This is a genomic window from Fundidesulfovibrio putealis DSM 16056 (genome assembly GCF_000429325.1).
Lineage (GTDB): Bacteria > Desulfobacterota > Desulfovibrionia > Desulfovibrionales > Desulfovibrionaceae > Fundidesulfovibrio > Fundidesulfovibrio putealis.
This window is the reverse complement of the sequence record NZ_KE386885.1, coordinates 715,034-732,655: the sequence shown is the minus strand read 5'-3', so window position 1 is coordinate 732,655 and position 17,622 is coordinate 715,034. Positions and strand designations below refer to the sequence as shown.

Sequence of the window (17,622 nt, the reverse complement as noted above, 5' to 3'; positions counted from 1 at the left end):
CAACAAGGAACACACGTGTCCCGTCCCCTCAAGGTCATTGTCAACGCCGTGCCCCTCACCGGCGTGAACACCGGCATCGGGCGCTACCTGCGCTGCCTGTACGACCACATCGAGCGCGCCTACGGCTCCGAGGTCTCCATCGGCTACTTCGACGGTCGGCGGGTCCTGGAGCGCATGCCGGACCCGGCCGCCAGCGTGGCCGGGCGGTCGCGCCTGACCAAGCTCCTGTGGAAGCTGCCGCCCCTGGCCGGGCTCGCGGTGCGCCTTGCCGTGCACGCCAAGCGCGAATGGGCGTTTTACCAGGCGGCAAAAGGCTACGACGTCTACCACGAGGCGGCCTTCTTCCCCTTCCTGGCCCCCAAGGGAGTCAAGACCGTGTTCACGGTGCACGACCTGTCGCTGATCCGCTATCCGCAGCATCACCCCCGGGAGCGCGTGCTCTATTTCGACCTGTTCTTCAAACGCCGCCTCAGGCAGGTCTCGCGGTTTTTGGCGGTGTCGGAGTTCACCCGCAGGGAGATGACCGAGGTGCTGGGCATCGACCCCGCCCTGATCGGCCTGACCTACAACGCCATCGACCCGCAGCAGTTCCACCCCCGCCCCGGCGGGACCCGCATACCGGGACTGGCTCCCGGCGAGCCGTATTTCCTGTTCCTGGGCACCAACGACCCGCGCAAGAACCCCCAGGTGATCCCCAAGGCACTTGCGGCAAGCAAGCTGGACGTTCCCCTTGTGCTGGCAGGCTGGAGCGGCTGGTCGCGGGAGGACGCAACCGCAGGGCGCGTGGTGGAACTGGGTTATGTCCCGGAGCAGTCCCTGGCCGGGCTCTATTCCGACGCCCTGGCGCTCATCTACCCGAGCCTCTACGAGGGCTTCGGCCTGCCTGTGCTGGAGGCCATGTCCTGCGGCTGCCCGGTCATCACCGCCAACGCGGCCAGCCTGCCCGAGGTGGGCGGGGACGCCTGCCTGTATCTGAACGACCCCTCCGACCCGCAGGAAATGGCCCGCGCCATGATCAGGGTGGCCTCCGATTCGTTCTTGCGGGCCGACATGCGCGCAAAAGGTCTGGTGCAGGCCACGCGTTTCTCTTGGACAACCTCCGCACAGGAGGCAGTGAATTCTTTTTTCGGAACTGTCACTTGACATCGCCCCTGAAAAGCAACACGCAGGTGAAGAGTTTGTTCGTGTTGCAAATGTTTACAAATACCCGACCGGAGAACTGAATGAGCATCAAATGGAAGATACTGTTCATTGCCATCGCAGGACCTCTGGTACTCGCCGTCGTCATGTTCTTCCAGGAGATGCTCTCCATTTCGAACGCTGCGGACCAGTCAATTCTCGATCAGGCGCGCGCAGTGGTCTTCATGGCCGAGGCCGCGCGAACCGACATGTCCAAAAAGCTGGAGCTGGGCGTCATCCGTCCCTTTGACCAGATTCCCAAAGAAAACCTGATAGAGGCCGTTCCGGTCATCTCCGCCATCAACATGGCCCAGCAGAACGCTTCCAAGCTGGGCTACCAGTTCCGCGTCCCCAAGGAGCAGCCGCGCAATCCCAAGAACGAGCCCACCGAGCTTGAACGCAAGGTGCTGCGCGATCTGGAATCCAAGCACCTGGACGAGATCGTCATCAAGGAATCGGACAAGATTCGCTACTTCCGGGCCATCCGTCTCACCAAGGACTGTTTGTACTGCCACGGCGACCCCAAGGGCGAGAAAGACCCCCTGGGCGGAACCAAGGAGGGCTGGAAGGTTGGCGAGGTGCACGGGGCCTTCGAGATCATCTCTTCCCTGGACGCCGCCAAGAAGCAGACCGCCAACGCGGCCATCGCCGTGGGCCTGACCACGCTCGGGGTTCTGGGCGCCATTTTCTCCGTGGCCTGGTGGCTCATGAATTCCAGCATTCTACGCCCCCTGGCGCACATCCAGGACTTCGCGGGCTCTGTGGCCAAGGGTGATCTGGATGCGCAGCCCAAGGGCCGGTTCACTGCCGAACTCCTGGCCTTGAAGCTTTCCATTTCCTCCATGGTGGACAAGCTCAAGGAGAAGATGGCCGAGGCCACCCGCAAGACGCAGGAAGCCGAGGTGCAGAAACAGACCGCCGAGAAGGCCATGAGCGAGGCACAGGCCCAGGAGGCCAAGGTTTCCGGGCTCATGGTCAAGATGTCGGGCGTGGCCTCCGATTCCGCAGAGATCGCGCGTCAGGTGGCCCTGGCCTCCGAGGCGCTGTCGGCCCAGGTGGACGAAGTCAACCGGGGTGTGGAAATCCAGAACCAGCGCACGGAGGAGACCGCCACCTCCATGGAAGAGATGAACGCCACGGTGCTCGAAGTGGCCCGCAACTCCTCCTCCGCTGCCCAGTCTGCCGAATCGGCGCGCACGGAAGCCCAGAAGGGCGCGGAAGTCGTGGCCCAGTCCGTGGCTGCAATCAAGCAGGTGTTCGATCAGGCCCACCAGCTCAAAATCCAGATGACCGCCCTGGGCAAGCAGGCAGACGACATCAGCCGCATACTGGTGGTCATCTCCGACATCGCAGACCAGACCAACCTGCTGGCGCTGAACGCCGCCATCGAGGCGGCCCGCGCGGGCGACGCCGGACGCGGCTTCGCCGTGGTGGCCGACGAGGTGCGAAAGCTCGCTGAAAAGACCATGAACGCCACCAAGGAAGTGGGCGAGGTCATCGGCTCCATCCAAAACGGCGCGCGCGAAAACATCAAGAGCGTGGAAGTCGCCAGCACGTCCATCGACCAGGCCACAGGGCTCGCGAACCAGTCCGGCGAGGCTCTGGGGCACATCGTCCAGCTGGTCACGCACACTTCCGATCAGGTGCGCTCCATCGCCACCGCCGCCGAGGAACAGTCCGCCGCAAGCGAGGAGATCAACCGCGCCGTGGACGACATCCGCCGCGTAACCGCTGAAACCTCCGACGGCATGAGCCATTCCGCCAAGGCCGTCTCCGACCTTGCGGGCCTGGCCCAGAAGCTCCAGAAGCTCATCGACGTGATGAACAAGGGCTGATCACACGCCGAGCACGAAAAAAGCAGGAGGCCCGGACTTGCGTCCGGGCCTCTTTTGCTTTTATTGAACCGCCCATGAAAGACGAACGCGGCCTCTACTACTACCCGGCGCCTCAGAACACGCGGATCAGGATGTACGTGCGCGAGCAATTCGGCACGGTTGAATTCCGCATGCACGACCTGGACAAACCCGAATTCTGGGACCGCCACGGCTGGATTCCCTACGAAGAGATCGAAATGGCGGCGGCGCACTACAAGGAAAGCAGGCGCGGCGCGGACCCCATGGCCCTGTACGACCTGAACGTGGCCCAGCGCCTGATCGCGGACGAAGGCCCCGGCGCGTCCGTTACGGCCTCAAGTTGAGCAGCGGCAAGCCCGACATCCGTGCGTTCGGGCAGGTGTCCATGGCCGACGCGGGCGCTCTGGCGCGTCTGGCCGGGACCCTGCCGGACGACGCCGTCAGCATCTCCGGCTCCTCGCTGGAGATCGAATTCGCCGGATTCTATCTGGACGTGGACGAATTCCTGGAGACCGCAGCCGCCAGCATGCAACCGGGCGACAGCGGGCATCTGGACTATTTCGACGACGAGAACGGCGTGCTGACCCGCTACGACCTCGCGCCCGGCGGCCACGAGTCCAAGAGCCACCGCTACGACGACATCCTGGAACACACCAAGGGCGACGGCAACTGGTGATGATCGCGCGCACCTGGCGCTGCCTTTGCCTGCCTGAGCACCGGGACGGCTTCCTGCGCCACATGGACCTGACGGGCGTGCAGGAATGCGCCGCCCTGCCCGGCTACCTGGGGCATCAGGTGCTTGAACGGATCACGGACGAAATGGTGGAGATCACCCTGGTGACCTACTGGCGCTCCATGGAGGACATCTCCGCCTTTGCAGGTGACGACCCCTCCCTGGCACGGCTCTATCCGGGTGACGAGGCATACGGGATTATCCCGGAGCCGCAGGTCAGGCATGATGTGGTGCTGGAACAGGCCATGCCTGCCCACAACGCTTGAAATTCAGCGGGGCCTCATTTGAGGCCCCGTTCTCATTTCAGCAGGAAGAGATCGAGCAGGACGCCCAGGAACAGCGTGGCCGCCACCACGCCGTTTATGGTGAAGAAAGCCATGGTGATGCGGGACAGGTCCTTCTCCGAGATGAGCCTGTGCTCCACCCAGAGAAGCCCCGCCGCCAGGATGAGCACGCCGAAGTAGCCCCAGCCAAGCGCAGCGCCCCAGCCCGCCAGGGCGAACAGGACCACTGCCCCGCCGTGCAGCAGGCCCGCCAGGCTGAGCGCGCCGCCGACCCCAAAGCGCACCGGCATGGAGTTGAGCCCCCTGGCGCGGTCGAACTCGGCGTCCTGGCTGGCGTAGAGCACGTCAAAACCCGCCACCCAGCAGGTGACGCCCAGGCCGAACAGTACCATGGCCAGATTGAACTCCGGGGTCACCGACAACCACCCGGCCACGGGAGCCAGGCCCAGCACGGACCCGAGCGCCAGATGGCACAGCCAGGTGAAGCGCTTGGTCAGGCTGTAGAAGCCCGCCCAGAAGAGCACCAGGGGCGACAGCCACAGGCACAGCGGGTTCATGCCCCAGCAGGCCAGCACGAACACCAGCCCACACACGCCCACGAACACCCAGCCTTCGCGGGGGCTCAGCGCGCCGCGCACCAGCTCGCGCCCCTGGGTGCGGGGGTTCTGCCTGTCGTAGACCAGATCGACCAGACGGTTGACGCCCATGGCGTAGGAGCGGATGGCCACCATGGCCACGGTCAGGAGCAGGAATGGCGCGAATCCCGGCCAGCCGCGCTTGGCCAGGAACAGGCCCACGTAGGCGAACGGCAGCGCGAACACCGAATGCTCGATCTTCACGAACCCGGCATAGATCCTCACGCGCTCAAGCAGCGTGTGCGCCGAGCAGCAGGGCACCCTGCCCGCGAACCTTTCCAGCATGTTGCGAATGTTCATCCCTTGCCTCACGTGCTAGCCCAGCCGCACCACGCCGTAGTTCTTCTTGCCCTTGCGCATCAGCAGCAGCTCTCCGCCAATGAAATCCCCTTCAGGAAAAGCGTAGCCGTCCGCGATCTTCACGTTGTTCACGGTGACTGCCCCGGCCGCCAGGTCCTTGCGGGCCTGGGACTTGGACGCGCTCAACCCAAGCTCCACCAGGAGCGTCACCACGTCGGGGATGTCTGCCTTCCCGGCGTACTGCCTGCCCGGGGCGGTATCCAGCGCGGCCTTGAGGGTGGCAACGTCCACCTCGTCCAGGCCGCCCTTGCCGAACAGGAACTCCACGGTCTTGACCACGCGGGCCATCTCGGCCTCGCCATGCACCATGGTGGTCATGACCTGGGCCAGCTTCTTCTGCGCCTCACGCAGGTGCGGGCGCTCGGCCACGGCGACGGCCAGGGCCTCGATCTCTTCCTGGCCCAGGAAGGTGAAGTACTTCAGCAGGTTGACCACGTCCCGGTCGTCGGCGTTCACCCAGTACTGGTAGAACGTGTAGGGGGAGGTGATTTCGGGGTCCAGGTAGATGGCACCCTTCTCGCTCTTGCCGAACTTGGCGCCGCTGGCCGTGGTGATCAGCGGGAAGGTCAGGGCGTAGGCCTCGGCCCCGGTCTTGCGGCGGATGAGCTCGAGCCCGGCGGTGATGTTGCCGAACTGGTCGCCGCCGCCGATCTGGAGCGTGCACTCCATGGTCTGTCGCAGATGATGGAAATCGTAGGACTGCAATATCATGTAGCTGAATTCGGTGTAGGAGATGCCCGACTCCTCGCGGTCGATGCGCCCCTTCACGGAATCCTTGGCCAGCATGTAGTTCACGGTGAAGTGCTTGCCCACGTCGCGCAGAAGCTCGATTGCCGACAACTTGCCGATCCAGTCCAGGTTGTTCACCACGCGGATCTGCGCGTCATTGTCCGCAAAGAGCTTCTCGATCTGGGCCTTGATGCGCTGCACCTGCCCGGCCACCTGCTCGGGGTCGATGAGCTGGCGCTCCTTGTCCTTGCCGCTGGGGTCGCCGATGAGGCCGGTAGCCCCGCCCAAAAGCGCCATGGGCTTGTGCCCGGCCCGGGCAAAACGCATAAGCGCCAGAAGCGGCACCATGTTGCCGATGTGCAGGCTGCGCGCCGTGGGGTCGAAGCCGCAATACATGACGCGGCCCTGGGTCCCCAGGTGCTCGCGCAGGTGCTCGTCGCCGGATGTCTGATGGATAAGGCCGCGCCACTTCAATTCGTCGAAAACGTTCACGCTATCCTCCTTGCCACGGGCGGATGCTTACAGCCCGTCCCGTGGCAGCGTCAATCTCGCACAATGCCCCTTCCAGCCGGGCAGGCCCCTTGGCCACCTCGAAACGTACCGGCAGCCGCGACAGGAAACGGCCCACGATGCGCTCCGCCTCCATGCCGATGATGGAATCCACCGGCCCGCACATGCCCACGTCAGTGAGGGCAGCCGTGCCTTTCAGCAGAATGCGGGGGTCGTTGGTCTGCACGTGGGTGTGCGTGCCGAATACGGCGCTCACCCGCCCGTCCAGGTAGTAGCCCATGGCCTTCTTCTCGGAGGTGGCCTCGGCGTGGAAGTCCACCACGCGCACCTTCACGTCTTCGGGGATTTCCGCCAGCAGGCGGTCCGCAGTCTGGAACGGACAGTCCACGGCGTCCATGTAGGTGCGGCCCATGAGGTTCAGCACCGCGTAGGGCGTGCCGTCCTTGGCCTGGAATATCCCCAGGCCGCTTCCTGGAGCACCGGCCGGGTAGTTGGCCGGGCGCAGGAGGCGCGTGGTCTCCTGGAAGAAGGCGAAGATGTCTTTGTGTTTCCAGATGTGGTTGCCGCTGGTCAGCACGTCCAGGGGCATGGAGAGGAGCTCTTTGGCTCCCTTGGAATTGAGGCCGATGCCGCCGGTGGCGTTCTCGGCGTTGGCGATCACCACGTCCAGGGCGAGGGCGTCGCGCACCGCGCGCAGCGAGTCGGACACGGCCTTGCGGCCTGATCTGCCTACGATGTCGCCTAGGAATAGAAGTTTTATCATATCGGTTGGTTCCAGCTCACCTGAGCGCCGGTCACCATTGCTGGCAATCGATGACGCCCTATTTGCCCGCCAGAGTGTCAGCTCCCGGAGATTTGCGGGAATACCAGGCCCTGATCAGCAGCGACTGGAAGAACTGAACCGGCAGCGCGAGTCCGCTTTCCCGAAGATAGCCCTCGATGACGGAAGGCGGCTCCACGGCCACATGATCGCGCAACGCCTGGATGACGCCCTGCGCCTTCTGCGCGGAGGCTCCGGTGAACCTGTGCATGGCCTTCCATACTTCCGCCATGTCCTGGAATTCGGGCGAGTCCATGTCGTCGCTGATTTCGGAGTTTATCAGGCATCCTCCGGGCTTCAGCCGCTCCGACATTCCCTTGAACATTTCCCGGCGCGCTGCGGCGTCCTTCACGAACTGAGTGACCAGCAGGCAGAGCACGGCATCGAAACGAGGTTCTTCAGGAATGTCGTCCAGGTACCCATGGACGAGCTCGCAACGCGACAGGAGCGAATGCTCCTGCAAGCGCTTCCGGCAGACCTCCAGCATATGCACCGAAGGATCGACCCCCGTGAACGTCCAGGCAGGGAATGCGTCGGCCAGTCCGATGATGTCGTCCCCAGTGCCGACCCCCACGCACAGAATCGACGCCTGAGAGGGCAGACCATCCAGGATCAGACGAATGAGCAGGTGCAGATTGTCTTTTATGGCGCGGGTCTTACTGAACCGTTCGTCATATGTTTCGGCAGCGCTCTTGCCGAACAATTCGGTGACTTTCTTTTCCGCCATATGCCGCCCCTCACTCCCGGCGTTGCGTTGCCCGCCGTGCTTTCGTGCGGCAAGACCCTGACCGGCCCGGAACGCTCATGACGACCCAACGCGACGCAGAAGGCGACCGTGTCAGCCACAGCCGCTGCCGAAACTACGGGGTATCGCGCTTGGATGCGAAGCTCACTAAAGGTTTTTGAAGGAGAGTCCAGAGAGGAAACTTTTTTCAAAAAGTTTCCTCTCTGGCCGCCGGAGGCATCTTCTCTAAACTTTTACTTGGCGAACCCGATGGCCCGGCGTTCGCGGATGACGGTGACGCGGATCTGGCCGGGGTAGGTCATGTTGTCTTCGATCTTCTTGGCGATGTCCTTGCAGATCAGGTGCGTCTTGTCGTCGTCCACGGCTTCGGAGTCCACCATGACCCGGATCTCGCGTCCGGCCTGGATGGCGTAAGCCTTGGACACGCCGTCGAAATCGGTGGCGATGTTCTCCAGGTCCTCCAGGCGCTTCACGTAGCTGGACAGAAGCTCCTTGCGCGCGCCGGGGCGTGCGCCGGAGAGGCTGTCCGAGGCCTGCACCAGCACCGCGTACACGGTCTTGGGCGGCACGTCCTCGTGGTGGGCCTGGATGGCGTGGGTGATGTCCTTGGACTCGCCGTACTTCTTGGCCAGGTCGTAGCCGATGACCGCATGGGGTCCTTCGATCTCGTGGTCCACGGCCTTGCCGATGTCGTGCAACAGGCCAGCGCGCTTGGCCTTCTTGACGTCCAGGCCCAGTTCGGAGGCCATGATCCCGCACAGGGAGGCCACTTCCAGGGAGTGCTGGAGCACGTTCTGGGAGTAGCTGGTGCGGTAGTGCAGCTGGCCGAGGAGCTTGACGATCTCGGGGTGGATGCCGTGCACGCCCACGTCGAAGGTGGCCTGCTCGCCAAGCTCGCGCAGCTTCACGTCGAATTCCTGCTCGCACTTCTTGACGATGTCCTCGATGCGGGCGGGGTGGATGCGGCCGTCCGTGATGAGGCGCTCCAGGGCCATCTTGGCGATCTGGCGGCGGATGGGCGAGAAGGCGGAGAGGATGACCGTCTCCGGGGTGTCGTCGATGATCAGGTCCACGCCGGTGGCGGCTTCCAGGGCGCGGATGTTGCGGCCCTCGCGGCCGATGATGCGGCCCTTCATCTCTTCGCTGGGCAGGGCCACGGCGGTGACGGTCTGCTCGGAAACATATTCGCCCGCGTAACGCTGGATGGCCAGGGCAAGGATCTCCTTGCTCTTCTTGCTGGCGTCTTCCTTGGCTTCGGTCTCGATCTGGCGGACCATGCGGGCGGCTTCGTGGCGGGTGCGGCTCTCGATTTCGGCCATGAGGACCTTGCGGGCCTCGTCGGCGGTCATGCCGGAGACTTCCTCCAGACGGCGCTCGTGCACCTGCGCGGCCTCGGAGAGCTTTTCCTCTTTCTCTTCCAGCAGCTTTTCCTGAACGGAGAGACGCTTCTCCTGGGAGAGAATGTCAGACTCTTTCTGGGTCGCCTTTTCCAGCTTGGATTCGAGCTTGTCGAGCTTTTCCTGGAGGGAGGATTCCTTGCGGACCAGTTGCGATTCGCGTTCTTTTACTTCGCGTTCGTGCTCAAGCTTCTGCTTGTAGAGTTCGTCCTGCGTTTGCAGGATGATCTCTTTCTTATGTGCCTGGGCCTCTTTGCGGGCCTCTTCAAGTATGCGTTCGGCAAGGGTTTTCGATTCCGCCAGGGACTTGGACGAGATGACTTTGTTCATCAGCCATCCGCCCGCAGCTCCTGCTGCGACCCCGCCCGCGCCTACGAGAACGACGGTGAAGTCCATACTGACTCCTTTATGGTATTACGGGCAACTAGCCCGATATTGTGCGCCCTGCGGACCGTGGTCCGGCGGCTGCGGCGGAGAAATGGCCTGACGCGGGCCATAGCGGAAGGACGTGGGAAGACGGGACGATGAGGGACTTGATGCGCGGGCCCGGGAGAAACCCGAAGCCCGGAGATGCTGGCCGAATAACCCCGGAGAGCCGTGTCGAAAACCAGTTTTGAACCTTGCTGTGCAAGGTGGGCGACGCTGCGCGACCTTCAGGCTACCCGGTTGTCGGGCTTGCGCACCAGCCGCCTCGGAGCATCACCCGGTTTTTGAGTATCGGCTCAAAAACCGATTAACGATCACGCGCACCCCAGGGAACACTCACTTGAGAGCCGGTCAGGGGAGGTCCGGCACTTTTATCTTTCTCAGGATCTTGTCGAGCTTTTCTTCCATCTCGGCAAGTCTCTGGTTGGCCATTATCAAGTCGTCCGCCAATCCCAAAGCCACAAACGTCAGCACCTTCTCCTTGCTCAGATTCTTTCCACCCGGATTGAGCAACCTGTAACGTTCCTCTACCAACGCCTTGGCATTTTCTACGCGTCCCGGTTCCGCGTCGGTCTTGAAGGAAAGTTCAAGACCAAGAATGACCTTGTTGTAGCTCGGCATTGGCATTCAAATCAGATCGGCTCCTCTTGCAGTTTTTTCAAGAGCTGATCCACGCGGGACAGCACGGCATCCTTTTTCTGGCGTTCCTGTTCCAGGGCCTCTTTCATCGAGGCATTCTCCTGGTCCATCAAAGCCTTGAGGGTTTTGTTCTCCTCTTCCAGCGACTTCAGGCGGCCCACCAGTTGCGCAATGCGCTCTTCAAGGGTGTCGATGATGTCCATAAAGCGTTCCTAGCTTGTTTGACATTGTAAATCAAGCCGGGTTTTTCCGGCGGGTCTTTATCACCTGGCGTCCGCGCGCGATGGCCAGGGCGTGGTCCGGCACATCCTCGGTGACCACCGACCCTGCCGCCACCAGAGCGCCCTCGCCAACAGTCACCGGAGCCACCAGGGCGGTGTTGGAGCCGATGAAGGCCCCCGCCCCGATGGTGGTCTTGTGCTTGTGGGTCCCGTCGTAGTTGCAGGTGATGGTCCCAGCGCCCACGTTGGCCCCGGCCCCTATCTCGGCGTCGCCCAGGTAGGTCAGGTGGCTGGCCTTGGCTCCAGGCCCGAGCACGGACTTCTTCATCTCGACGAAATTTCCAACGCGCGAGCCTTCCATCATCACTGCTCCGGGACGCAGGCGCGCGTAGGGGCCAGCGTGGCAATCCGGCCCGACGGAGGCCTTCTCCAGGTGGGAGAAGGCGTGGATGACCGCGCCCGCGCCGACCTCGCTGTCCTTGATCCAGCAGTGGGGCTCCACCACGGCGCGGGGGCCGATTGAACTCTGGCCCAGGACATCGCACGGGCCGCATATTTCCGCACCCGGCGCAATCACGGCATGAGGTCCGACCCGCACGGTGCCTGGCTGGCGCACGACCACTCCGGTTTCCAGCAAGTTATCGACTATGCGCGCGCGCAAGGACTCTTCGGCGGCCACAAGCTCTCGCGGGTTGTTGATGCCCAGCAGGTTCTCGTCGCGGCCACGGTTCACGGCCACAACGCGCCCGCCGTTCTGCCCTACCAGCTCCGCAAGATCGGTGATGTAGAACTCGCCGCTCCTGTTGGCATTGGTAAGATTGAACAGCACCGAGTCAATGGCCGCAACGCGCAACAGGTAAATCCCCGCGTTTATCTCGCCCGTGACCGGGCCATGCGAGGTCTCGTCGTAATCTTTTGCTTCCACGATGCGAGCAAGGCCCGCCGCGTCGCGCACGATGCGTCCGTACGATCCGGCCTCGTCCAGCTGGATGGTCAGGAAGGCCAGATCGGCGGCGTCAGCCAGGGCCTGCTCGACGAATATTTCCAGATCCTTGCCGTCAGCAAGGGGAACGTCGCCGTTGACCACCAGCACGTGCTCGTACCCGGCAGTCTTCACGGCGTCCCAGCAGCATTGCAGGGCATGCCCCGTGCCCAGCTGCTGCTCCTGGAGCACGAACCGCCCCTCGTAGGCGGGGTAGGCTTTCATCACGCTCTGCGCGCCGAACCCCACCACCACGTGCACGCGGTCCTGGAAAGGTCCGCTCAGTCCATCCAGAACGTATCCCAACATGGGTTCGCCCAGGATGGAGCGCAGCACCTTCGGCTGGTCCGAATACATGCGGGTGCCTTTTCCGGCAGCCAGGACGATCGCTCCAACGCTCTTATTCATGAGTGCATCCTTCAAGTATGTCGTGGACTCGCCATGTTTGTCACAGGCAGACACCAGATTCAACCCTGCAGACAAGAGCGCCTGGGGAAACCCACCGAAACAACGATGATGAATACGGACCTTCTCTCTGCATACCCCGGCATTCCTTCTCATCGAGGGGACACGGCTTTCCACAAAAAGAACGGCGGATCGCAAGCGGTCCGCCGTTCCATGAAAGGCTCGAGGCTGTCCCCACCCAAGACGTGTTTGGGCGGGACGAAAAAAACGGGGGCTTACGCCCCCGTTTTGCTAGCTCATGCTGCAGGTTCCGGCGCTTTGGGCGGCGTTGCGGCAGCTCATGCGGGCCATGGCTCGCTGGAGGGCAGCGGTCGCCCTGGCGTTGTCGATGGCCTCTTGTTGTTTTGAGACGCGTTCTTTCGCACGCTCTTGAGCGCGACGAGCGCGTTCCACGTCGATCTCCTCGGCCCGTTCGGCCACTTCGGCCAGGACAGTCACCTTGTCGCCGCTGACCTCGGCAAACCCGCCGGAGACGAAGACGTAATAGGTCTTGCCTCCCTTGTTGTAATGCAGGTTGCCGACGCCAAGTGCGGAGAGAAAGGGAACGTGGCCGGGCAGCACGCCGAACTCGCCGAGCACGCCGGGCGCCCCGACGTATTCCACGTCGGAGGACACGACCAACCGGTCAGGCGTGACAATTTCCAGGCGAAGTTCTTTGGCCATTGGACGTTACATCTCCTTGGCTTTGGAAACGGCTTCCTCGATTCCGCCAACCATGTAGAAGGCGCCTTCGGGGAGTTCGTCGTGCAAGCCGTCAATGATCTCCTTGAAGCCCTTGATGGTGTCTTCAAGCTTCACGTAGCGGCCTTCCTTGCCGGTGAACTGGGCGGCGACGAAGAAGGGCTGCGAGAGGAAACGCTGGATCTTACGGGCGCGGGCCACCGTCAGCTTGTCCTCGTCGGAGAGCTCGTCCATGCCCAGAATGGCGATGATGTCCTGCAGGTCCTTGTACTTCTGAAGGATCGACTGAACCGCGCGGGCGACGCCGTAGTGCTCCACGCCCAGGACCAGGGGGTCCAGGATGCGGGAGGTGGAGTCGAGCGGGTCCACCGCAGGGTAGATGCCCAGTTCCGCGATCTGACGCGAAAGAACCAGCGTTCCGTCAAGGTGCGAGAACGTGGTGGCCGGCGCGGGGTCGGTCAAGTCGTCCGCGGGGACGTACACGGCCTGCACCGAGGTGATGGAACCCTTGGTGGTCGAGGTGATGCGTTCCTGAAGAGCGCCAAGGTCGGTACCCAGGGTGGGCTGGTAACCCACCGCGGAGGGCATGCGGCCAAGAAGCGCGGACACTTCGGAGTTCGCCTGGGTGAAGCGGAAGATGTTGTCGATGAAGAGCAACACGTCCTGGCCTTCGACGTCACGGAAGTACTCGCACACGGTCAGCGCGGTCAGAGCGACGCGGGCGCGGGCTCCCGGGGGCTCGTTCATCTGGCCGTAAACCAATGCGGCTTTGTCCAGAATGCCGGCTTCCTTGAACTCGTGATAGAGGTCGTTACCCTCACGAGTGCGCTCGCCGACGCCCGCGAACACGGAGAGGCCGCCGTGCTGCTTGGCGATGTTGTTGATCATCTCCATCAAGATAACCGTCTTGCCGACGCCGGCGCCGCCGAACAGGCCCATCTTGCCGCCCTTGGGGAACGGGATGAGCAGGTCAACGACCTTGATGCCGGTTTCGAGCACTTCGACCTTGGTGGAGAGCTCAACGAACTCGGGGGCGGTACGGTGGATGGGGCGGAACTCGGTCGCGCCGACATCGCCCATTTCGTCCACGGGCAGACCCACGACGTTGATGATGCGGCCCAGGGGGGCGCGGCCAACCGGAGCCATGATGGGGTTTCCGGAGTCCGTTCCTTCCATGCCGCGAACCAGACCGTCAGTGGCGTCCATGGCGATGGTGCGCACGACGTTGTTGCCCAGGTGCTGAGCGACTTCGAGGACGAGGTCTTCAGCAGTGGGGTTGTTTGTGTTCTTCAGAAAAACTGCGTTCATGATGGCGGGAAGCTGGCCCTCGGGAAATTCGAGGTCCACCACCGCGCCGATGACTTGTACGATCTTGCCTTTGACACCGCTCATGATTGTTCGCCCCCTTTATCCTTTGAGCGCTTCGGTTCCGCCGACGATGTCCATCAACTCTCTGGTGATGCTCGCCTGCCTGGCCTTGTTGTATACCAGGGTGAGCGTGCCCACCATGTCGTCGCAGTTCCTCGTGGCGTTGTCCATGGCCCGCATGCGTGCCGCATGTTCCGAAGCCGACGTATCGAGCATGCCGCGATAGAGCTGGACGTTGACGAACCGGGGCAGAAGCTCGGCCAGAAGGCCTTCCACCGAAGGTTCGTAGAGGTACTCCTGAGTTGGCCCAGCCGCTTCGACGCCTTCGACGCTGTCGGCGACCATGGGCAGGATGGTCAACGTGGTTGACTCCTGCCTGGGGATGGAGATGAACTTGCCGAAGACCAGATTCACTTCATCGAAGTCGCCATTGATATAGCCGTTGATCACGTCCATGCCCAGCTTGAGGGCCACGGTGTAATCGAAGGAGCCCATCTGGTCCGCGAAGGCGGCCACGATTTCGTAGTCGCTCTTCTTGATGGAGTCGCGGCCCTTCTTGCCCATGCAGACGAACTTAACCGTCTTGCCCTGGGCGGCCTTTTCTTTGGCGAGCTTCAAAGCCATGGTGATGAGGCCGCCGTTGAAGGAGCCGCAAAGGCCCCTGTCGGAAGTGACCAGGACGATGAGACTCGTCTTGATCTCCTCACGGACTTCCAGAAGCGGATGGATCGAAGAATCCGCTCCCGCGGCCAGGCTGCCGAGCATCTCGTAGAACTTGTCCGCGTAGGGGCGGAAGCGTTCGATGCGAGACTGCGCGTTACGCAGCTTGGCCGAAGCCACCATGTTCATGGCTTTGGTGATCTGCTTGGTCTTCTTGACCGCTGCGATCTTTAATTCGACGTCTTTCAGGGATGGCATGTATGTGCTCCCCCGCCTTAACCTTCAGCCCGGAAGCCCTTTTTGAACTCGTCAATGGCGGCGCCCAGGGTGGCGGTGAGGCTGTCGTCCAGGGCCTTCTTCTCGCGGATGTCCTTGAGAATGGAAGCCTTGGAGTTGCGCAGATAATCCAGGAACTCTTCCTCGAACTTGCGCACGGCGCTCACTTCGACGTCGTCCAGGAAGCCGCGGCCAGCCGCGAAGATAACCGCGACCTGCTCTTCGACGGGCAGGGGGCGGTACTGGGGCTGCTTCAGCAGTTCAACCATGCGCATGCCGCGGTTGAGCTTCAGCTGGGTGCCCTTGTCCAGGTCCGAGCCGAACTGGGCGAAGGCCGCCAGTTCGCGGTACTGGGCCAGGTCCAGGCGCAGAGTGCCCGCGACCTGCTTCATGGCCTTGATCTGGGCCGCGCCGCCGACTCGGGAGACCGAGAGGCCGACGTTGATGGCGGGACGGATGCCTGCGTTGAACAGGTTGGGCTCCAGGTACACCTGACCGTCGGTGATCGAGATCACGTTGGTGGGGATGTACGCGGACACGTCGCCTGCCTGGGTCTCGATGATGGGCAGGGCGGTCAGCGAGCCTGCGCCTTCCTTGTCGGAAAGCTTGGAGGAGCGCTCCAACAGACGCGAGTGGAGGTAGAACACGTCGCCGGGGAACGCTTCACGTCCCGGCGGACGGCGCAGCAAGAGGGACATCTGGCGGTAGGCCACGGCCTGCTTGGACAGGTCATCATACACGATGAGGGCGTGACGGCTGGAGTCGCGGTAGTATTCCGCCATGGTGCAACCGGCGTAGGCCGCGATGAACTGCAGCGGCGCGGGCTCGGAAGCGGTGGAGGAGATGACCGTGGTGTACTCCATGGCGCCGTACTTGCGCAGGGTGTCCACCACCAGGGCCACGGTGGACTTCTTCTGGCCGATGGCCACGTAGAAGCACTGCACGTCGCCGCCCTTCTGGGCCAGAATGGCGTCCAGGCAGACGGCGGTCTTGCCGACCTGGCGGTCGCCGATGATCAGCTCGCGCTGGCCGCGACCGATGGGGGTCATGGCGTCGACGGCCTTGATGCCGGTGATCATGGGCTCGTGCACCGACTTACGGGCGATGATGCCGGGAGCCTTGATTTCGACCGCGCGGAATTCGTTGGAGGCGATGGGCCCCAGACCGTCGATGGGGTTGCCCAGGGGGTCGATGACTCGACCGGCCACGGCGTCGCCGACGGGCACGGAGAAGATCTTGCCGGTACGCTTGACCGGGTCGCCTTCCTTGATGTGCGTGTCCTCACCCAGGAGCGCGACACCCACGTTGTCCTCTTCCAGGTTCAGCACCAGTCCCATGATGCCGCCAGGGAACTCCAGAAGTTCCATGGACATGGCGCTCTGGCAACCGTAGACACGGGCAATGCCGTCACCCACGGAGAGCACGGTGCCGGTCTCGCTCATCTCGACGCGAGATTCATAATTCTGAATCTGCTGCTCGATGATCTTGCTGATCTCTTCGGCTTTGATCTGCATGGCCCTACTCACCCCTCTTGATTTGTTCTTTCAGCAGCTGCAACTGGGCCCGAAGGCTAGCGTCCAGGACCTTATCCCCCACCCGCAGGACAACCCCGCCCAGGATGGCGGGCTCCACGCCGAAGTCGAGAACCAGCTTCTTGCCGGACTTCTTCTCCAGCTTGGCCTTGATGTCCTTCTGCCGCTTGGCCGGAATCTCCATGGCAGTGGTCAGCTTGCCGCGAACCACACCGCTGGTTTCGTCCAGAAGCTCGGCGTAGGTCTCCTGGATGTCCGGCAGACAGTCCAACCGGCCCTTGTCAGCCAACACGGAGAGGAAGTTCACGGACAGGGGGGCCATGTTCAGCTTGGCCACCACGTCGTTCAGAACCGCCTTCTTCTCCTGCACGTTGAAGCTCGGGCTCTTAAAGAGTTTCAGAAGCTCGGGGGCCGTATTCATTGCGCCAGCCAGCCCGTCGAGATCCTTGCCGAAAGTGTCGGCGGCCTTTTCCTTCACGCCCAGAGCGAACAGCGCCTTGGCGTACCTGCGTGCGACGATGTTCCCGGTCAATTGAGCACCACCTTGCCTAAAGCGTCGTCAACAAGCTTGTCCTGGACATCGGCCGTCAGCTTCTTGGCCAGCATGTCCTGGGCTGCCTCGATGATCTTGTCGGCCATTTCGACGCGCAGCGCGTTCATGGCCATCTTGGCTTCCTGCTCGGCGGAAAGCAGCGCCTGAGCCTTGATGCGCTCGGCCTGCTCTTCGGCGGCCTTCACGATGGAGAGCTTGAGCGCCTCGCCCTGGGCCTTGTAGTCGGCCAGGATCTGAGCCCTTTCGCTCTCAAGGTTCGCGATGGAACCCTCGACATCGGACAGGCGCTTCTGCGCCGAAACCTTGCGCTCCTCCAGGTCGGCGAGCTGGTTTTCGATGCCCAGCTTGCGTCCGCTGAAGGTGCTGGCGATCTTCTTGCCTCCGACCCACCACACCACTCCCACCACGAGAGCGAAGTTGATGGTCCGCAGAATGAAGTTTTTCCAGTTGGGAGCGTCACCCCCGTCGGCCGAGGCCCATGCGCACGCGGCGGTCAGCAGACAGACCGCGAGTGCAAAGAGAACAATCCGTGCCTTCTTCAACGCCATCCTCCTTGAAACGCTTGGGGCCGCCG

Annotated in this window: 19 protein-coding genes and 1 other RNA gene; 5 read left to right on the top strand and 15 right to left on the bottom strand. The window is 62.7% G+C overall.

Annotation, left to right across the window (positions count from 1 at the left end; all coding sequences use genetic code 11):
- Positions 1 to 15 precede the first annotated feature (15 nt).
- From G453_RS0120030 to G453_RS0120010, 5 genes are all read left to right on the top strand, one after another.
- Positions 16 to 1,143, top strand: a complete 1,128-nt coding sequence (locus G453_RS0120030) for a glycosyltransferase family 4 protein (protein WP_043646510.1) — start codon at positions 16 to 18, stop codon at positions 1,141 to 1,143.
- Between the two features lie 80 nt (positions 1,144 to 1,223).
- On the top strand, positions 1,224 to 3,014 hold the full coding sequence (locus G453_RS0120025; RefSeq protein ID WP_027192461.1) for a methyl-accepting chemotaxis protein: 1,791 nt from the start codon (positions 1,224 to 1,226) through the stop codon (positions 3,012 to 3,014).
- 74 nt (positions 3,015 to 3,088) lie between these two features.
- Positions 3,089 to 3,376 carry a hypothetical protein gene (locus tag G453_RS0120020; RefSeq protein ID WP_027192460.1) on the top strand — a complete coding sequence of 96 codons (288 nt, stop codon included), beginning with the start codon at positions 3,089 to 3,091 and terminating at the stop codon, positions 3,374 to 3,376.
- Entirely contained in the window at positions 3,373 to 3,708 is a 336-nt protein-coding gene (locus G453_RS0120015; protein WP_027192459.1) for a hypothetical protein, read from the top strand. Before G453_RS0120020 ends, G453_RS0120015 begins: the two co-directional genes overlap by 4 nt.
- Complete coding sequence (locus G453_RS0120010; protein WP_027192458.1) at positions 3,708 to 4,031, top strand: antibiotic biosynthesis monooxygenase family protein; 324 nt, start codon at positions 3,708 to 3,710, stop codon at positions 4,029 to 4,031. The genes G453_RS0120015 and G453_RS0120010 overlap by 1 nt, the downstream gene beginning before the upstream one ends.
- Positions 4,032 to 4,063: 32 nt before the next feature.
- Here the strand turns inward: G453_RS0120010 and G453_RS0120005 are convergent, their stop codons facing one another.
- From G453_RS0120005 to G453_RS0119940, 15 genes are all read right to left on the bottom strand, one after another.
- Positions 4,064 to 4,984 carry a UbiA-like polyprenyltransferase gene (locus tag G453_RS0120005; protein ID WP_235731817.1) on the bottom strand — a complete coding sequence of 307 codons (921 nt, stop codon included), beginning with the start codon at positions 4,982 to 4,984 and terminating at the stop codon, positions 4,064 to 4,066.
- A gap of 15 nt (positions 4,985 to 4,999) precedes the next feature.
- A complete protein-coding gene (tyrS, locus tag G453_RS0120000) occupies positions 5,000 to 6,265 on the bottom strand; it encodes a tyrosine--tRNA ligase (protein WP_027192456.1) in 1,266 nt (421 codons plus the stop codon).
- 1 nt (position 6,266) lies between these two features.
- Entirely contained in the window at positions 6,267 to 7,043 is a 777-nt protein-coding gene (locus tag G453_RS0119995; RefSeq protein WP_027192455.1) for a TIGR00282 family metallophosphoesterase, read from the bottom strand.
- A gap of 61 nt (positions 7,044 to 7,104) precedes the next feature.
- Entirely contained in the window at positions 7,105 to 7,830 is a 726-nt protein-coding gene (locus tag G453_RS0119990) for a class I SAM-dependent methyltransferase (RefSeq protein ID WP_027192454.1), read from the bottom strand.
- A gap of 251 nt (positions 7,831 to 8,081) precedes the next feature.
- On the bottom strand, positions 8,082 to 9,641 hold the full coding sequence (gene rny, locus G453_RS0119985) for a ribonuclease Y (RefSeq protein ID WP_027192453.1): 1,560 nt from the start codon (positions 9,639 to 9,641) through the stop codon (positions 8,082 to 8,084).
- 184 nt (positions 9,642 to 9,825) lie between these two features.
- A non-coding RNA gene (ssrS, locus tag G453_RS27495) (6S RNA) lies at positions 9,826 to 10,006 on the bottom strand.
- Positions 10,007 to 10,022: 16 nt separating this feature from the next.
- A complete protein-coding gene (locus G453_RS0119980; RefSeq protein WP_027192452.1) occupies positions 10,023 to 10,292 on the bottom strand; it encodes a cell division protein ZapA in 270 nt (89 codons plus the stop codon).
- An 11-nt stretch (positions 10,293 to 10,303) separates the two neighbouring features.
- Positions 10,304 to 10,513, bottom strand: a complete 210-nt coding sequence (gene zapB, locus G453_RS0119975) for a cell division protein ZapB (RefSeq protein ID WP_027192451.1) — start codon at positions 10,511 to 10,513, stop codon at positions 10,304 to 10,306.
- 31 nt (positions 10,514 to 10,544) lie between these two features.
- Entirely contained in the window at positions 10,545 to 11,921 is a 1,377-nt protein-coding gene (gene glmU / locus G453_RS0119970) for a bifunctional UDP-N-acetylglucosamine diphosphorylase/glucosamine-1-phosphate N-acetyltransferase GlmU (RefSeq protein WP_027192450.1), read from the bottom strand.
- A gap of 288 nt (positions 11,922 to 12,209) precedes the next feature.
- On the bottom strand, positions 12,210 to 12,641 hold the full coding sequence (locus tag G453_RS0119965; protein ID WP_027192449.1) for a F0F1 ATP synthase subunit epsilon: 432 nt from the start codon (positions 12,639 to 12,641) through the stop codon (positions 12,210 to 12,212).
- 6 nt (positions 12,642 to 12,647) lie between these two features.
- Positions 12,648 to 14,051, bottom strand: coding sequence for a F0F1 ATP synthase subunit beta (atpD, locus tag G453_RS0119960; protein ID WP_027192448.1), 1,404 nt, complete (start codon positions 14,049 to 14,051; stop codon positions 12,648 to 12,650).
- A gap of 15 nt (positions 14,052 to 14,066) precedes the next feature.
- Positions 14,067 to 14,945, bottom strand: coding sequence for a F0F1 ATP synthase subunit gamma (locus G453_RS0119955; protein ID WP_027192447.1), 879 nt, complete (start codon positions 14,943 to 14,945; stop codon positions 14,067 to 14,069).
- A gap of 17 nt (positions 14,946 to 14,962) precedes the next feature.
- Positions 14,963 to 16,477 carry a F0F1 ATP synthase subunit alpha gene (gene atpA, locus G453_RS0119950; RefSeq protein WP_027192446.1) on the bottom strand — a complete coding sequence of 505 codons (1,515 nt, stop codon included), beginning with the start codon at positions 16,475 to 16,477 and terminating at the stop codon, positions 14,963 to 14,965.
- A gap of 4 nt (positions 16,478 to 16,481) precedes the next feature.
- On the bottom strand, positions 16,482 to 17,027 hold the full coding sequence (gene atpH, locus G453_RS0119945) for an ATP synthase F1 subunit delta (protein WP_027192445.1): 546 nt from the start codon (positions 17,025 to 17,027) through the stop codon (positions 16,482 to 16,484).
- Positions 17,024 to 17,596, bottom strand: a complete 573-nt coding sequence (locus G453_RS0119940) for a F0F1 ATP synthase subunit B family protein (protein ID WP_051272672.1) — start codon at positions 17,594 to 17,596, stop codon at positions 17,024 to 17,026. The genes atpH and G453_RS0119940 overlap by 4 nt, the downstream gene beginning before the upstream one ends.
- Positions 17,597 to 17,622: the final 26 nt, after the last annotated feature.